Raw genomic sequence first — 15508 nt, forward strand, 5'->3', positions numbered from 1 at the left:
ACTGAACCGGGACGCGCCCGTGCGGGGCGCGTCCCTGCCCCGGCTTAGCCCGCGATGCGGGTGGTCAGGATGCCCAGCCCCTCGATCTCCACCTCGCAGGTGTCGGCGGGGGTCAGCATGCCCACGCCTGCGGGGGTGCCGGTCATGATCAGGTCACCCGCCCGCAGCACGACGCTGCGCGACAGGAAGGACACGATTTCCGGCACCGACCAGATCATGTCGGCCAGATCGCCCTGCTGGCGCAGCGCGCCGTTCACCCGGCACAGGATCGCCCCCTTGGCCAGATGCCCCACCTGCGACGCGGGATGCACCGGCCCGATGGGCGCCGACAGATCGAACCCCTTGGCCATGTCCCACGGGCGGCCCATCTTCTTGGCCTCGGCCTGAAGGTCGCGGCGGGTCAGGTCATTGCCCACGGCGTAGCCCCAGACATGGGTAAGCGCGTCGGCCTCGGCGATGTCGCGCCCGCCCTGCCCCAGCGCCACGACCAGTTCCGCCTCGTGATGCAGGTTGGAGGTCTGCGGCGGATAGGGAATCTCTGCCCCGTCCTCGACCAGAACATCGGCGGGCTTCATGAAGAAGAACGGCGGCTCGCGGTCGGCATCCCCGCCCATCTCGGCGGCATGGGCGGCATAGTTGCGCCCGACGCAGAAGATGCGGCGCACCGGAAAGCGGTCCGTGGATCCCGCCACGGGCAGCGAGGAGGTGTCGGCAGGGGAAAAGACGAAGGACATCGGCTAAGGCTCCTTTCAGCGCGGATCATCCGCCACGCGACGCAGCGCGGGCTGCCGCACCATGACGGCTTGGCGCGGGCTGCGCCACCCCCGCTTGGCTGCGGGCCGGACCCAAGATCACACCAATGTCACGGCGTTGTCATCACCCGCGGTCTGTGCAAGCGTTCGGCAGCAGATGCGGCAGAGGAACGGACGGATGGCAAAGACGGTGGCGGTGATCGGGGCGGGGATCGTGGGCGTGGCCACGGCGCTGTGGCTGCTGCGCGACGGGCATCGCGTGGTGCTGATCGACCGCAAGGGCCCCGGCGAAGGCACGAGCCATGGCAATGGCGGCGTGCTGGCCTCGGGCTCCGTGGTGCCGGTCACCGGGCCCGGGCTCTGGGGGCGCGCGCCGCGCATGCTGCTTGATCCCAACCAGCCGCTGTTCCTGCGCTGGGGCTACCTGCCCCGGCTGGCGCCATGGCTCTGGCGCTACATGTCGCATGCCAATGCCGATGCCGCCCGCCGCCGGGCAGAGGCGGTGACCCATATCATCGGCGACAGCCTTGCCGACCATCAGGCGCTGTCGGCGGGCACGGGGGCGGAAAAATGGCTCGTGCCCGGCGATTACACCTTCGTCTATGCCAACCGCGCCGCCTATGAGGCCGATGCCTTCGGCTGGGGCATCCGCCGCGATCTGGGCTTCGAGTTCGAGGTGATGGAGGGCGCGGCCTTTGCCGCCTATGACCCGGCGCTGGCGCCGAGCCTTGGCCTTGGCGTGCGGATGCCGAACCATGGCCGCATCACCGATCCCGGCCAGTATGTCAAAGACCTTGCCGCCCATGCCCAGCGTCAGGGGGCAGAGCTGCGCATCGGCGAGGTCACGGATTTCATCCGGCAGGGCGACCGGCTGACCGGGCTGCGCCTTGGCGGCGAAACCCTGCCCTGCGACGCGGCGGTGCTGGCCACCGGCGTCTGGTCGAAACCGCTGGCGGCAAAGCTGGGGCTGGACGTGCCGCTGGAAAGCGAACGCGGCTACCATCTGGAACTCTGGGAGCCCTCGGTGATGCCGCGCGCGCCGATGATGATCGCCAGCGGCAAGTTCGTGGCAACGCCGATGGAGGGGCGGCTGCGGCTGGCGGGGATCGTGGAATTCGGCGGGCTGGTGGCCCCCGCCTCGCGCGCGCCCTTCGCCCTGCTGGAGCGCAACATCCGCGCCGCCCTGCCCGGGCTGACATGGAAGCACAAGGTGGAATGGATGGGGCACCGGCCGTCGATCTCTGATTCGCTGCCGGTGATCGGCGAGGCGCCAAAGCTGCGCGGCGTCTTTGCCGGGTTTGGTCACGATCATGTCGGTCTGACAGGCGGTCCCAAGACCGGACGGCTGCTGGCGCAGCTTGTCAGCGGCGCGCGGCCCAACATCGACCTTGCACCCTATGCGCCGACGCGGTTTCAATAAGACATAAACCTTTGCATACAAACAAACCACGGGGAGACTGACCATGAAGACGATGACCACCCTTCTTGCCGCCACGGCGCTGGCCGGGGCTGCGGGCGCCGCGTCGGCGGAAACATGGGACATGCCGCTGGCCTATGCCGCGACCAATTTCCATTCCGAAGTCGCCGCCAATTTTGCGACCTGCGTGACCGAGGCCACCGGCGGCGATCTGGAGATTGTCACCCATCCCTCCGGCTCGCTGTTCGGCGGGGCCGAGATCAAGCGCGCGGTGATGACCGGGCAGGCCAATATCGGCGAACGGCTGATGTCGGCGCATGAAAACGAAAACCCGCTTTACGGCGTGGATTCCATCCCCTTCCTCGTCTCCTCCTTCGAGGAGCATGAAAAGCTGTGGGATGTGGCCGAACCCTATGTGACCGAGGCGCTGGCAGAGGACAATCTGCACTATCTCTATTCGGTGCCGTGGCCGCCGCAGGGGCTTTACATGAACAAGCCCATCACGTCGATCTCGGAACTGAAGGGCGTGAAATTCCGCTCCTACTCCACCGCCACCGCCAAGATGGCGGAGATGACCGGCGCGCTGCCGGTGCAGGTGGAGGCCGCCGAACTGAGTCAGGCGCTGGCCACCGGCGTGGCGGAAAGCTTCATCTCCTCGGGCGCCACCGGCTTTGACCGCAAGGTCTGGGAGCATCTGTCCAACTTCTACGAAGTCGACGCATGGCTGCCGCGCAACGCGGTCTTCGTGAACAAGGACGCATGGGAGGGCCTCTCGGACGAAACCCGCACCGCCCTGACCGACTGCGCCGGCAAGGCCGCCGAAGAGGGGCTGCAGACCTCCATGGACTATACGCAGACCACGGTGGACGCGCTGAAGGACAACGGCATGACCGTGGAACGCGCCAGCGACGCCATGATGGCGGAACTGCGCGAGATGGGCGAAGTGATGACGCAGGACTGGCTCGCCAAGGCCGGGCCCGACGGTCAGGCGATCATCGACGCCTATCGCGGCGAGTAACCCGCCCGAACACCGGCAGGGCGGCGCGGGGGTCATTCCCCCCGCGCCCCTCTGCCGCCCCTCCTCTTGCGGAAAAGGAACAGCCCATGGCGACGGCGCGGGCGCTTCGGCGCTTTCTTGATGCCCTTTACCTTGCAGGCGGCGTGATCGCGGGGGGATTCCTCATCGCGATCCTGCTGCTGATCGTGGCGCAGATGGTGGCGCGCTGGACCGGCCATGTCTTTCCCGGCGCCACCGATTACGCCGGATACTGCATGGCGGGCGCCTCGTTCTTTGCCTTTGCCTATGCGCTGAACCATGGCGCGCATATCCGCGTGTCGATCCTTCTGTCAGCGCTGGGGCGGTTCCGCTGGTGGGGAGAGGTCTGGTGTTTCGGCATCGGCACCGTCACCGCCACATGGTTCGCATGGTATGCGGTGCGCGGCATGCTGGTGTCGCGGCGCTGGAACGAACTGAGCCAGGGGCTGGACGCGACACCGATCTGGATTCCGCAGCTCAGCATGGCGGCGGGGGTGATCCTGCTCGCCATCGCCTTCTGGGATCACCTGATCCGGCTGATCGTCACCGGACGGCACGGCATCACCACCGACCTGATGGATCAGGCGCAGGGAGAATGACATGGACCAACTGATCCCGATCGCCATCTTTCTGGCGGTGCTGTTTCTGCTGCTGGGATCCGGCGTGTGGGTGGGGCTTGCGCTGATGGGCGTCGCCTATGTGGGGATGGAGCTGTTCACCTCGCGCCCCGCCGGTGACGCGATGATCACCAAGGTCTGGTCGTCCTCGTCAAGCTGGACGCTGACCGCCCTGCCGCTGTTCATCTGGATGGGAGAGATCCTGTACCGCACCCGCCTGTCCGAAGACATGTTCCGTGGCCTCAGCCCGTGGATGGCGCGGCTGCCGGGCGGGCTGGTGCATACCAACATCGTCGGCTGCACGGTGTTCGCGGCGGTGTCGGGATCCTCTGCCGCCACGCTGACCACGGTGGGCAAGATGTCCATTCCCGAACTGCGCCGCCGCAACTATCCCGAACATCTGGTGATCGGCACGCTGGCGGGGGCGGCGACGCTGGGGCTGATGATCCCGCCCTCGCTGACGCTGATCGTCTACGGAGTCACCATCAACGAAAGCATCACCAAGCTTTTTATGGCCGGGGTGCTGCCCGGTCTGGTGCTGGCGCTGATGTTCATGGCCTATGTGGCGATCACCGCCAAGCTGTCGCGCGATTTCGACCCGGTGCCGGAGCCGCACATGACGCTGCTGGCCAAGATAAAGAATTCGCGCTTCCTGATCCCGGTGATCCTGCTGATCCTTGTGGTGATCGGGTCGATGTATCTGGGCATCGCCACCGCGACCGAGGCTGCGGCCTTCGGCGTGGTCGGATCCATGCTGCTGGCGCTGGCGCAGCGGTCGCTGACGCCGGCCACCTTTTTCGACAGCCTGATGGGGGCGGTCCGCACCTCGGCCATGATCGCGCTGATCCTTGCGGGCGCGGCCTTCCTGTCGCTGTCCATGGGCTTTACCGGCATTCCGCGCGGGCTCGCCGACCTGATCGCCAGCTGGGATCTGTCGCGTTTCCAGCTGCTGATGGCGCTTCTGGTGTTCTACATCATCCTTGGCTGTTTTCTGGACGGCATCTCCTCGGTGGTGCTGACCATGGCGGTGGTGGAGCCGATGATCCGCGAGGCGGGCATCGACCTCATCTGGTTCGGCATCTTCATCGTGGTGGTGGTGGAAATGGCGCAGATCACCCCGCCCATCGGCTTCAACCTGTTTGTGCTGCAGGGCATGACCGGGCACGAGATGACCTTCATCGCGCGCGCCGCCATCCCGATGTTCCTGATCATGGTGCTGATGGTCTTCGTGCTGATCCTGTTCCCGGATCTGGCCACCTGGCTGCCCGAGAACATCCGGCAGCGGGTCTGAGCCGGGCATGGCGCTGCTGCGGCTCTGCGCCCGCCACGCCCGCTGGCTGCTGGTGGCGGGGCTGGTGCTGGGCATCGCCCTGCCCGATCTGACCCGCGCGGTCAGGCCGTGGCTGCCCGAACTGGTGGCGCTGATGCTGTTCGTGGCGGCCCTGCGCATCGGGCCCAAGGCGGCGCTGGGGGCGCTGGCCACGCTGCCCCGGACGCTGGCGGTGGTGCTGGTGTTCCAGCTGGCGGCGCCGCTGGCGGTGCTGGGCCTTTGTATCGCGCTTGGCGTGGCCGACAGCCCGGTGGCGCTGGCTTTGGTGCTGCTCTGCGCGGCGGCGCCCTTGGCGGGCAGCCCCAATCTGGCGCTGCTGGTGGGGGGCGATCCCGCCCCGGCGCTGCGGCTGCTGATCCTTGGCACGGCGCTGCTGCCGCTGACCGCGCTGCCGGTGCTGGCGCTGATGCCGGATCTGGGCGATCCCGCCCTGCTGCGGGCGGCGGTGCTGCGGCTGCTGGCCACCATCGCGGGCGCCACGGCGCTGGCTTTCGGCCTGCGCGCGCTGCTGCCCGAACCAACGCTGCGGCAGGTGCAGGCGCTGGACGGTGCCTCGGCGCTGGTGATGACGGTGCTGGTGCTGGGCCTGATGTCGGCCATTGCCCCCGCGCTGCGCGACGATCCGCTGGCGCTGCTGGCATGGCTGGCGCTGGCCTTTGCCGCCAATCTGGGCCCGCAGCTGCTGGTGGGCGACCTGCTGGCGCGGCGCGGCGCGCGCGACGGGCTGCACGCCACCGCGCTGATCGCGGGCAACCGCAACATCGCGCTGTTTCTGGTGGCGCTCCCGCCCGAGGTGACGGCCAAGCTGCTGCTCTTCATCGGCTGCTACCAGATCCCCATGTATCTGACGCCGCTGCTGCTGCCCCGGCTTTACCGCCGCTTTGACGCCCGTGCTTCCATCCCGCGCCCGGTGCGCTAAAACGGGAGCGGATCCGATGGAGGAAGACCCGCCATGCCCCTGACCCCCGCCGATGACGCCTTCGCCGCCGCGCTGCGCCCGCGTCTGCCCGAGGACACGCTGCGCCCTGCCGAGCCCCGCCATCTGGAAGAGCCGCGAGGCCGCTGGCGCGGCACCTCCCGCTGGGTCGCCCTGCCGCGCACGGTGCAGGAAGTGTCGGCACTCGTCACCGCCTGCGCCGAGGCCCGGGTCGGCCTCGTGCCATGGGGCGGCGGCACCGGGCTGGTGGGCGGACAGGTTGCCCCCGACGGCCCGCCGCCGCTGCTGCTGTCGCTGGACCGCATGACCGCGATCCGCGCCGTTCACCCCCGGGAAAACGTGATGGTGGCCGAGGCGGGCGCGGTGCTGGCTGATGTGCAGGAGGCGGCGCGGGGCGCGGACCGGCTCTTCGCGCTGTCGCTCGCCTCCGAAGGCACGGCGCGGATCGGCGGGCTGCTGTCCACCAATGCTGGCGGGGTCAACGTGCTGCGCTACGGCAATGCCCGCGATCAGGTGCTGGGGCTGGAGGCGGTGCTGCCCGACGGCCAGATCTGGCACGGGCTGAAACGGCTGCGCAAGGACAATACCGGCTATGACCTGCGCAACCTGCTGATCGGCGCCGAAGGCACGCTGGGGGTGATCACCGCCGCCGCGCTGAAACTGGCGCCCCGCCCCGCCGCCACCGGCACGGCGCTGCTGGTGGTGCACAGCCCCGCTGCGGCGCTCGACCTTCTGGCGCTGGCACGCGACCATCTGGGCGAGATGGTCAGCGCTTTCGAACTGATCGGGCGCATGGGCTTCGACTTTCTGCGCGAAGCCCTGCCCGACCTGCGCCAGCCCTTCGCCACGGGGCCTGAGTGGTGCGTGCTGGTGGAACTGGGCCTGCCGCGCGGCATGGATCCGCAGACCGCGCTGGAGGAACTGTTCGCCTCGGGGCTGGCGGCGGGTCTGGTCAGCGACGGGGTGGTGGCGCAGAGCACGCAGCAGGCCGCCGAGTTCTGGACGCTCCGCGAACATATCCCCGAGGCCAACCGCCGCATCGGCGCCATTTCCAGCCATGACGTGTCGCTGCCGCTGGAGGCGCTGCCCGCCTTCGTCCCCGAAGGACTGGCGCGGATCGCGGCGCTGGGGCCGTTCCGGGTCAACTGTTTCGGCCATCTGGGCGATGGCAACCTGCATTACAACGTCTTCCCGCCCAAGGGCGGCACCAAGGCCGACCATCAGGCGCTGCGCGAAGAGATCAAACGCACGATCCACGATCTGGTGCATCAGATGGGCGGGTCGGTCAGCGCCGAACACGGCATCGGACGGCTGAAGGTGGCGGATCTGGAACGTTATGGCGACCCGGCCAAGCTGGCCGCCATGCGCGCCATCAAGGCGGCGCTCGATCCCGCAGGGATCATGAATCCCGGCGCGGTGCTGCGCCTGCCCCCGGGCTGAGGCTCAGTCCCACCACGGCCCGTGCCGCGCGTCCTGCCCGTCGACCCGGTCAAAGCCGTGGCGCCCGAAGAAATCACGCTGCGCCTGAATCAGCGCCGCCGTGCCGCGCGGCTGGCGCAGCGTGTCCCAGAAGGCCAGCGCCGCCCCCAGCACCGGCAGCGGATAGCCCGCCGCCACCGCCTGTGCCACCAGCGCGCGCAGCGCGGGGATGCCCGCCGCCAGCACCGGGGCAAAGCGCGGCGCCAGCAGCAGCTGTCCTTCGGGCGCGCCGTCGCGGAAGGCGCCCGCGATGTCATCCAGCAGCCGCGCCCGGATGATGCAGCCCGCGCGCCAGATCTCGGCGATGCGCGCGGCCTCCAGATCCCAGGCATATTCTGCCGAAGCCGCGGCAAGGATGCGGAACCCCTGCGCATATTCCAGCACCCGCGCCGCCAGCAGCGCCGCCTCCAGCGCGTTCATGTCAAGCTGCAGCGCGTCGCGCTCCGTGCCAAAGGCTGCCCCGGCGGCGGCGCGCAGGTCGCCCTCCGCCGACCATGCCCGCGCGGCCACGGCGCCCTCGATCAGCGTGGCGGACTGCCCCAGCCGCACCGCCTCGATCACCGTCCAGCGCCCGGTGCCCTTCTGCCCGGCGCGGTCAAGGATGGCATCCACCACCGGTCCCGCGCCATGGCTGTCCTCCGCCGCCAGCACCGTGGCGGTGATCTCGAACAGGTAGCTTTCCAGCGGCCCCTTGGACCAGCGCCCGAACTGCGCGGCAATCTCCGCCGGGCTCTGCCCCGCGCCATGCCGCAGCAGGTCATAAACTTCGGCGATCATCTGCATGTCGGCATATTCGATGCCGTTATGCACGGTCTTGACGAAATGCCCCGCCCCGTCCGGGCCCATGCGGTCAACGCAGGGCGCGCCTTCATAGGGGGCGGCGATCCGCGACAGGATCGGCTCCAGCGCCTGCCAGCTTGCCTCCGAGCCGCCGAACATCATCGAAGGGCCATGCCGCGCGCCCTCCTCGCCGCCCGACACGCCCAGCCCGACAAACTGCAGCCCCGCCGCCTCCAGCCGCGCCGCGCGCGCCCGCGTCGCATGGAAATCGGCATTGCCCGCGTCGATCACCGTGTCGCCGCGCTCCAGCAGCGGCATCACCTCATCCAGAAACGCGTCCATCGGCGCGGTGGAGGGGATCATCGCCAGCAGCAGCCGCGGCGCGGGCAGCGCCGCGATCAGCTCGGCCAGCGAGCCGCAGGCGGTGATGCGCGCCGCAAAGGGCTCGGCCCGCGCCACAAAGGCCTCGAGCGGGCCCGGGCTGCGATTCGCCACCGCCACCGCCACGCCCTTTTCCGCCATGTTGAGCGCCAGCGCCGCCCCCATGGTGCCCAACCCGTAAACGCCGATCCGCGCTGCCGCCATGCCCGCCTCCTGTGTCTGACGGCGGCAGGCTAGCGCTATCACCGGCAGGCGCAAGACCCGGTCGCAGCTTCATCTTGCCCCTAAACTCCGGGGGTGAATTGGCCGCAGGCCAAGAGGGGGCAGCGCCCCCTCCCTGCGTCTCAGACGCCCAGACACCAGCGCATGACCGCTTTCTGCGCATGCAGCCGGTTTTCCGCCTCGTCGAACACCACCGAGGCCGGGCCGTCCATGATCTCCGAGGTCACCTCCTCCTCGCGATGCGCGGGCAGGCAGTGCATGAACAGCGCGTCGGGCTTGGCGGCCTCCATCAGCGCGCGGTTGACCTGATAGGGGCGCAGCATGTTGTGGCGCCGTTCGCGCGAACTCTGCGCGTCATGCATCGACACCCATGTGTCGGTCACGATCAGATCGGCACCCTCCACCGCCTTGAACGGGTCGCGCTCGATGGTGACGGTGGCGCCCTCGTTGCGGGCCAGCCCGACAAATTCCATCTCGGGGTCAAGCTGCACCGGCCCGGTGAAGGTCAGGTCAAACCCGAACCGCCCCGCCGCATGCAGGAACGAGGCGCAGACATTGTTGCCATCGCCGCACCAGACCACCTTCTTGCCGCGGATCGGGCCGCGATGCTCCTCATAGGTCAGGATGTCGGCCATGATCTGGCAGGGATGGCTGCGGTCGGTCAGCCCGTTGATGACCGGCACGCTGGCAAATTCGGCCATCTCGGTCAGAACGGATTCGTCGAAGGTGCGGATCATGATCAGGTCGACATAGCGCGACAGCACCCGCGCCGTGTCGGCGATGGTCTCGCCATGGCCCAGCTGCATGTCGCTGCCCGACAGCACCATGGTCTGCCCGCCCATCTGCCGCACCCCCATGTCAAAGGACACCCGGGTCCGGGTCGAGGGCTTCTCGAAGATCAGCGCGACCATCCGCCCGGCCAGCGGCTGGTCCGCATCGGGGGTGCCGCGCGGCAGGCCGCCGCGGCGGTCCTTCATGGCGCGGGCCTGATCGATGATGGCGCGCAGGTCCGAGGCGTCGGTCTTGTGGATGTCGAGGAAGTGGTTCATCGCAGATCAGCTTTGCTTGCAGGGCCGGGGGAGAGGGGGCGCTGCCCCCGTCCGCGTGCCGCGGACTCCCCCGGGATATTTGAGGTCAGAAGAAGCGCTCAGGCGGCCGCCTCCAGCGCGGTGGCGGTGGCCTCGAGCCGCGCCAGCGCCTCGGCAATCTCCTCCTCCGACAGCGTCAGCGGCGGCAGCAGCCGCACCACATTGTCGGCGGCGGGCACGGTGATCAGCAGCGCCTCATAGCCCGCCTTGACAAAATCGCCGGGCGCGACACGGACCTTGAGCCCGAGCAGGAAGCCCTGCCCTCGCACCTCCTCGAAGATGGCGGGATGTTCGGCCACCAGCCCTTCGAGCTTCTGGCGCAGCAGGGCGGCGCGGCGGTTCATGTCGGGCAGGAAGCCTTCGGCGGTCAGCGCGTCGAGCATGGCGCAGCCCACGGCGCAGCCCAGCGGGTTGCCGCCATAGGTGGAGCCATGGGTGCCCAGCACCATGCCCGAGGCGGCCTCCTCGGTGGCCAGCACCGCGCCCAGCGGGAAGCCGCCGCCGATGCCCTTGGCCACCATCATGATGTCGGGGGTGATGCCCGCCCATTCATGGGCAAAAAGCCGCCCCGTGCGGCCCATGCCGCACTGCACCTCGTCGAGGATCAGCAGCAGGTGACGCTCGTCGCAGAGCGCCCGCAGCTGCTGCAGCTGCGCATCGCTCAGCGCGCGGATGCCGCCCTCGCCCTGGATCGGCTCCACCAGCACGGCGCCGGTGGTGTCGGTGATCGCCGCCTCAAGTGCGGCCATGTCGCCGAAAGGCAGGTGCACGAAGCCCGGCAGCAGCGGCGCGAAGCCCTTCACCATCTTCTCCGCGCCCGAGGCGGCGATCGCCGCCGAGGACCGGCCATGGAAGGAGCCGGAGAAGGTCAGGATGTCGGTCTTTTCGGGCTGGCCCTTCTCGTACCAGTATTTCCGCGCCATCTTCACCGCCAGCTCGCAGCTTTCGGTGCCGGAATTGGTGAAGAACACCGTGTCGGCGAAGCTCGCCGCGACCAGCTTCTCCGCCAGCGCCTGCTGCTGCGGAATCTCGTAGAGGTTGGACACATGCCAGAGCTTTTGCGCCTGTTCGGTCAGCGCCGCCACCAGCGCGGGATGGGCATGACCCAGCGCGGTGACCGCGATGCCCGAGCCCAGATCGAGGAAGCGGCGGCCATCCTCCTCCAGCAGCCAAGAGCCTTCGCCCTTCACGAAATGAAGCGGCGCGCGCGCATAGGTCGGCAGAACGGCGGGGATCATGGGACTATCCTCTGCAATGAGGCCCGATTGGTGCCAAGGGCCCGGGGCCAAGTCAAGTTTTTGAGGGGGGATCGGACGGACAAACGGGGCCGCCGCGCCAGAAAAGGCGCGCAGACGGGAGCTCAGGCTCGTCGGATTCGTATCGCTTGCGTCATGAGGCCGCAGATTGCCCGGATTTCGGGAAAGATCAAGCGCTCTCCTCGGCGGGCGCCGCAAAGGGCGGCTCGGGATAGCCCACCCCCGTCAGATAGAGCCCGTCCGGCGGGCAGACCGGACCGCAGGCGGCGCGGTCGCGCGCCTCCAGCGCCTGCTGCACCCGCGCGGGCGGCCATGCCCCGGCCCCCACCCGCTCCAGCGTGCCGACGATGGAGCGCACCTGATTGTGCAGGAAGCTGCGCGCGCGCAGATGGAACCGGATCTCGCGCCCGGCGCCGGTCGCCACCTCCTCGATGCGGCATTCGTCCAGCGTCTTGACCGGCGAGGCCGCCTGACAGAGGCTCGAGCGGAAAGTGGTGAAATCGTGCCGCCCCAGCAGATGCGCCGCGCCCTGCCGCATCGCCGCCGCGTCAAGCGGATGCCGCACCTGCCAGACCTGCCCCGCCTCCAGCGTCAGCGGCGCCCGCCGCACCAGCACCCGGAACAGATAACGCCGCTCCAGCGCCGAAAACCGCGCGTGCCAGTCCTCGGGCACCCGGGCGCAGTCGCGGATCGCCACCGGCGCGGGCTTCAGATGGTAATTCAGCGCCTCCATCAGGCGGAACGGCTCCCAGTCCCGCGCCATGTCGCACTGGGCCACCTGCCCGCGCGCATGCACCCCGGCATCGGTGCGCCCCGCCGCCGCGATGGTATGGGCGCGCGGCTCCAGCCGGGCCAGCGCCGCCTCGATGGCGCCCTGCACCGACGGCTGGTCGGCCTGCCGCTGCCAGCCCGCAAAGGGGCCGCCATCATATTCCACCAAAAGCGCATATCTGGGCATGCCGCCCCATAGCGCGCGCCCGCGCGGCCCGCAATCCCCCGCCCTAAGCCGCCCCGCCTATCGCATCTTCTGACCGCAAATATCCCGGGGGAGTCTGCGCCCTGCGCAGACGGGGGCAGAGCCCCCTCCTGCCCCCCATCAAAGCCCCGCCAAGACCCCGCCGCCTGCCGCGCCACTGGCAACACCGCCCCCCCGCCGCTATCTAGATCCACAGAGCAGCACGAAAGGCAGACCATTGGTCATCGGAACCCTTGCCGACAGGCTGGCCCGCGGGGTCGGAAACGTCACCGACACGCTGTCGGAAACCTTTTTTGAACCCACGCTGCGGCTGGGGGTCACCGGGCTCTCGCGGGCGGGCAAGACGGTGTTCATCACCTCGCTGGTGGCCAATCTTCTGGATCGCGGACGCATGCCGCAGCTGGCGGCAGAGGCGGAAAGCCGCATCCTTGCCGCCTATCTGCAGCCGCAGCCCGATGACACCATCCCGCGCTTCGACTATGAAACCCATCTCTCCGCCCTCACCGCGCGCGAGCCGCACTGGCCCGACAGCACCCGCGCCGTATCGGAACTGCGGCTGTCGCTGAAGGTGCGGCCCACCGGGCTGCTGGCCGGGCTGCAGGGGCCGCGCACGCTGCATCTCGACATCGTCGATTACCCCGGCGAATGGCTGCTGGATCTGGCGCTGCTCGACACCTCCTTCGAGGACTGGACGGCGGCCACGCTTGCCCGCCTGCCGCAGCGCCCCGGGGCGGAGGCCTATCTCGCCATGGCCGCTGCCGAGGATGCCAGCGCCGACTTCACCGAACCCCGCGCCCGCGCGCTGGCCGACAGCTTCACCACCGCGCTCAACACCGCGCGCGAGGCGGGGTTTTCCGACTGCACGCCGGGACGCTTCCTGCTGCCGGGCGAAAAGGCGGGCAGCCCCGCCCTGACCTTCGCGCCGCTGCCAAAGCCCGACAGCCCGCCGCGCCGCAGCCTCTGGCGCGAGATGGAGCGGCGCTACGAGGCCTACAAGGCGCAGATCGTGAAGCCGTTTTTCCGCGATCATTTCTCGCGCATCGACCGGCAGATCGTGCTGGTGGACGCGCTGGGGGCGATCCATGCCGGACCTGCGGCGCTGGAGGATCTGCGGCGCACCATGGCGGGGATCCTTGGCGCCTTCCGCCCCGGCGGCAATGCCTTCCTGACGCAGCTGCTGCGCGGGCGCCGGGTGGAAAAGATCCTCTTTGCCGCGACCAAGGCCGACCATCTGCATCACAGCCAGCATCCGCGCCTGACCGCCATCATGGAGGCGCTGACCCGCGAGGCGCGCGACCGCGCCCGCTTTGCCGGGGCCGAAACCTCCTCCATGTCGCTGGCGGCGCTGCGCGCGACGGTGGAACAGACCGTGGCGCATCAGGGGCAGGATCTGGACTGCGTGCGCGGCACGCTGCTGAACCCCGACGGCACGCGCGGACGGCAGGCGGCGTTCCATCCCGGCGCGCTGCCGCAGGATCCGGCGCATCTGCTGGCCCCCGCCCGCGAAGGCGCCCCGCGCTGGCTGGACGAGGATTACCAGATCATGCGCTTCGCCCCCGCCGCGCTGACGCTGAAACCCGGCGAGGGCCCGCCGCATATCCGTCTGGACCGCGCCGCGCAGTTCCTTATCGGGGACAGGCTGTGACCCCGCATCTGCGCCCCGCCCGCACGCTGGATGCAGGCGGCCTTGGCCGCCTGATGGCCGAGGCCGCGCACCAGCCATGGAAGCCGCGCCTGCACAGCGGCGCCGAAACCATCGCCATGGCCGGGCAGATGATCGACCATGGCTGGGTGACCGTGGCGGAGGATCCGGCCTCGGGGCATCTCCTTGGCTTTCTGGCGCGCGACGGCAGCTATGTACATGCTCTGTTCATCGCCCCCGCAGCGCAGGGGCGCGGCATCGGGCGCGGGCTTGTCGCCAGCGCGCAGCAGATGGTGGCCCGGCTGGAACTCTGGACCTTCGAGGCCAATCTGCAGGCCCGCCGGTTCTACGAGGCGCTGGGGTTCCGGCTGACCGCGCGCGGCGACGGGTCGGCGAATGACGAAGGCCTGCCTGACCTGCATTACCTCTGGGAGGCACCCGCCTCCGCATCCAGCGAGTTCCCCATATGACCGACGATCCCTCCCCCCGCCGTGGCCCGGTGCTGATCGAACTGGACGACACCGGCCCGCAGGCCGATCCGTCCGAAGCGCCCCCCGTGCCCGAACCCGACCTGCCCGGCCCCACCGGGCAGGCGATGACCACCGCCGCAGCCTTGGCCACGCGCCGCCCGTCGCGGCTGGCACGCTGGTTCTGGTCGCTGGCGGGGATCCTCGTCTCGACGCTGGTGTCGATTGCGGCATGGCGGTTTGTCACCGATCTGGTGGCTTCGGTGCCCGCGCTTGGCTGGGCGGTCAGCGCGCTGATGGGGCTGTTCGTGCTGGTGGCGCTCATGATCGTGGTCAAGGAAGTGGCGGCGCTGTCGCGGCTGGCGCGGGTCGATGCGCTGCACCGCGCCGCCGATGCCGCCGTGGCGGGCGAGGATCTGGCCGCCGCGCGCCGGGTCATCCGCGATCTGGACACGCTTTATGCCGGGCGCGACGACACGCGCTGGGGCCGCCTGCGGCTGAAGGAACGCGGCGACGAAATCTTCGACGCCTCCGGCCTGATCGGGCTGGCGGAAACCGACCTGCTGGCGCCGCTCGACGCCGCCGCCCGCCGCGAGGTGGAGGCGGCGGCCCGGCAGGTGGCCACGGTCACGGCGCTGGTGCCGCTGGCGCTGGCCGATGTCATCGCGGCGCTGTCCTCCAACCTGCGCATGATCCGCCGCATCGCGGAAATCTATGGCGGACGCTCCGGCACGCTGGGATCGTGGCGCCTGACCCGCGCCGTGCTGTCGCATCTGGTGGCGACCGGCGCCGTGGCCGTGGGCGATGACATGCTGGAGCCGGTGCTGGGCGGCGGCATCCTTGCCAAGCTCTCGCGCCGCTTTGGCGAGGGGCTGGTGAACGGCGCGCTGACCGCGCGCGTGGGTGTCGCGGCAATCGAGGTCTGCCGTCCCCTGCCCTTCACCCGCGCGCCCCGGCCTTCGGTGCGCGAGATCATCCGCTCGGCGCTGACCGGGCTGGTGTCGCGGGGCTGACAGCAACCGGCGCCGGTCACGCATCGCGTGCCGACGCCGGCGGAGGAGCATCACGGGAGGTCTGCGCCCCGCCCCCGTTCGTGAGGGGTGGCAGGGAAGCCGGTCAGGGCGGGAC

14 protein-coding genes are annotated in these 15508 nt (G+C 69.6%); 9 read left to right on the forward strand and 5 right to left on the reverse strand.

Annotated elements, in window-relative coordinates; all coding sequences use genetic code 11:
• Positions 1-44: 44 nt before the first annotated feature.
• Positions 45-734 carry a fumarylacetoacetate hydrolase family protein gene (locus BLR51_RS04960; RefSeq protein ID WP_089844544.1) on the reverse strand — a complete coding sequence of 230 codons (690 nt, stop codon included), beginning with the start codon at positions 732-734 and terminating at the stop codon, positions 45-47.
• 196 nt (positions 735-930) lie between these two features.
• Here BLR51_RS04960 and BLR51_RS04965 point away from each other — a divergent pair, with 196 nt between their 5' ends.
• The 6 genes from BLR51_RS04965 (at position 931) to BLR51_RS04990 (ending at position 7529) form a co-directional block, all read left to right on the forward strand.
• Entirely contained in the window at positions 931-2172 is a 1242-nt protein-coding gene (locus tag BLR51_RS04965; RefSeq protein ID WP_089844546.1) for an NAD(P)/FAD-dependent oxidoreductase, read from the forward strand.
• A gap of 43 nt (positions 2173-2215) precedes the next feature.
• The gene (locus BLR51_RS04970) at positions 2216-3187 is read left to right on the forward strand and encodes a TRAP transporter substrate-binding protein (protein WP_089844547.1); all 972 of its coding nucleotides are present in this window, start codon (positions 2216-2218) and stop codon (positions 3185-3187) included.
• Positions 3188-3273: 86 nt separating this feature from the next.
• Entirely contained in the window at positions 3274-3804 is a 531-nt protein-coding gene (locus tag BLR51_RS04975) for a TRAP transporter small permease (protein WP_089844549.1), read from the forward strand.
• A gap of 1 nt (position 3805) precedes the next feature.
• Complete coding sequence (locus BLR51_RS04980; protein ID WP_089844550.1) at positions 3806-5113, forward strand: TRAP transporter large permease; 1308 nt, start codon at positions 3806-3808, stop codon at positions 5111-5113.
• Positions 5114-5120: 7 nt separating this feature from the next.
• Positions 5121-6071 (forward strand): hypothetical protein, encoded by a 951-nt coding sequence (locus BLR51_RS04985; protein WP_089844552.1) that lies wholly within the window; start codon positions 5121-5123, stop codon positions 6069-6071.
• 33 nt (positions 6072-6104) lie between these two features.
• The gene (locus BLR51_RS04990; RefSeq protein WP_089844554.1) at positions 6105-7529 is read left to right on the forward strand and encodes an FAD-binding oxidoreductase; all 1425 of its coding nucleotides are present in this window, start codon (positions 6105-6107) and stop codon (positions 7527-7529) included.
• A gap of 3 nt (positions 7530-7532) precedes the next feature.
• On the opposite strand, the gene gnd is transcribed toward BLR51_RS04990, so the two are convergent.
• The 4 genes from gnd to truA all read right to left on the reverse strand — a co-directional run bounded on the left by gnd (position 7533) and on the right by truA (position 12253).
• The gene (gnd, locus tag BLR51_RS04995; RefSeq protein ID WP_089844556.1) at positions 7533-8933 is read right to left on the reverse strand and encodes an NADP-dependent phosphogluconate dehydrogenase; all 1401 of its coding nucleotides are present in this window, start codon (positions 8931-8933) and stop codon (positions 7533-7535) included.
• 140 nt (positions 8934-9073) lie between these two features.
• Positions 9074-10000, reverse strand: a complete 927-nt coding sequence (gene argF / locus BLR51_RS05000) for an ornithine carbamoyltransferase (RefSeq protein ID WP_089844558.1) — start codon at positions 9998-10000, stop codon at positions 9074-9076.
• Between the two features lie 98 nt (positions 10001-10098).
• Positions 10099-11277 (reverse strand): aspartate aminotransferase family protein, encoded by a 1179-nt coding sequence (locus tag BLR51_RS05005; RefSeq protein ID WP_089844560.1) that lies wholly within the window; start codon positions 11275-11277, stop codon positions 10099-10101.
• Positions 11278-11464: 187 nt separating this feature from the next.
• Complete coding sequence (gene truA / locus BLR51_RS05010; RefSeq protein ID WP_089844562.1) at positions 11465-12253, reverse strand: tRNA pseudouridine(38-40) synthase TruA; 789 nt, start codon at positions 12251-12253, stop codon at positions 11465-11467.
• Positions 12254-12488: 235 nt separating this feature from the next.
• On the opposite strand from truA, the gene BLR51_RS05015 reads away from it, so the two are divergent.
• Genes BLR51_RS05015 through BLR51_RS05025 form a run of 3 tightly spaced genes read left to right on the forward strand, consistent with a single transcriptional unit; the run spans position 12489 to position 15393 of the window.
• Positions 12489-13916, forward strand: coding sequence for a YcjX family GTP-binding protein (locus BLR51_RS05015; RefSeq protein WP_089844564.1), 1428 nt, complete (start codon positions 12489-12491; stop codon positions 13914-13916).
• Positions 13913-14383 (forward strand): GNAT family N-acetyltransferase, encoded by a 471-nt coding sequence (locus tag BLR51_RS05020; RefSeq protein ID WP_207543551.1) that lies wholly within the window; start codon positions 13913-13915, stop codon positions 14381-14383. Before BLR51_RS05015 ends, BLR51_RS05020 begins: the two co-directional genes overlap by 4 nt.
• Positions 14380-15393: a YcjF family protein gene (locus BLR51_RS05025; protein WP_089844565.1), complete on the forward strand. Its 1014-nt coding sequence runs from the start codon at positions 14380-14382 to the stop codon at positions 15391-15393. The genes BLR51_RS05020 and BLR51_RS05025 overlap by 4 nt, the downstream gene beginning before the upstream one ends.
• The last annotated feature ends 115 nt before the right edge of the window (positions 15394-15508 follow it).

It is taken from the genome of Salipiger marinus, assembly GCF_900100085.1.
Classification (GTDB): Bacteria; Pseudomonadota; Alphaproteobacteria; order Rhodobacterales; family Rhodobacteraceae; genus Salipiger; species Salipiger marinus.

Excerpts from the sequence above, each read along its gene's own strand:
- BLR51_RS04985 (WP_089844552.1), top strand. The coding sequence starts at position 5,121 with ATGGCGCTGCTGCGGCTCTGCGCCCGCCACGCCCGCTGGCTGCTGGTG.
- BLR51_RS04965 (WP_089844546.1), top strand. The coding sequence starts at position 931 with ATGGCAAAGACGGTGGCGGTGATCGGGGCGGGGATCGTGGGCGTGGCC.
- BLR51_RS04960 (WP_089844544.1), bottom strand. The coding sequence starts at position 734 with ATGTCCTTCGTCTTTTCCCCTGCCGACACCTCCTCGCTGCCCGTGGCG.
- BLR51_RS04970 (WP_089844547.1), top strand. The coding sequence starts at position 2,216 with ATGAAGACGATGACCACCCTTCTTGCCGCCACGGCGCTGGCCGGGGCT.
- BLR51_RS04990 (WP_089844554.1), top strand. The coding sequence starts at position 6,105 with ATGCCCCTGACCCCCGCCGATGACGCCTTCGCCGCCGCGCTGCGCCCG.
- argF (WP_089844558.1), bottom strand. The coding sequence starts at position 10,000 with ATGAACCACTTCCTCGACATCCACAAGACCGACGCCTCGGACCTGCGC.
- BLR51_RS05005 (WP_089844560.1), bottom strand. The coding sequence starts at position 11,277 with ATGATCCCCGCCGTTCTGCCGACCTATGCGCGCGCGCCGCTTCATTTC.
- BLR51_RS05025 (WP_089844565.1), top strand. The coding sequence starts at position 14,380 with ATGACCGACGATCCCTCCCCCCGCCGTGGCCCGGTGCTGATCGAACTG.
- BLR51_RS04975 (WP_089844549.1), top strand. The coding sequence starts at position 3,274 with ATGGCGACGGCGCGGGCGCTTCGGCGCTTTCTTGATGCCCTTTACCTT.
- BLR51_RS04980 (WP_089844550.1), top strand. The coding sequence starts at position 3,806 with ATGGACCAACTGATCCCGATCGCCATCTTTCTGGCGGTGCTGTTTCTG.
- gnd (WP_089844556.1), bottom strand. The coding sequence starts at position 8,933 with ATGGCGGCAGCGCGGATCGGCGTTTACGGGTTGGGCACCATGGGGGCG.
- truA (WP_089844562.1), bottom strand. The coding sequence starts at position 12,253 with ATGCCCAGATATGCGCTTTTGGTGGAATATGATGGCGGCCCCTTTGCG.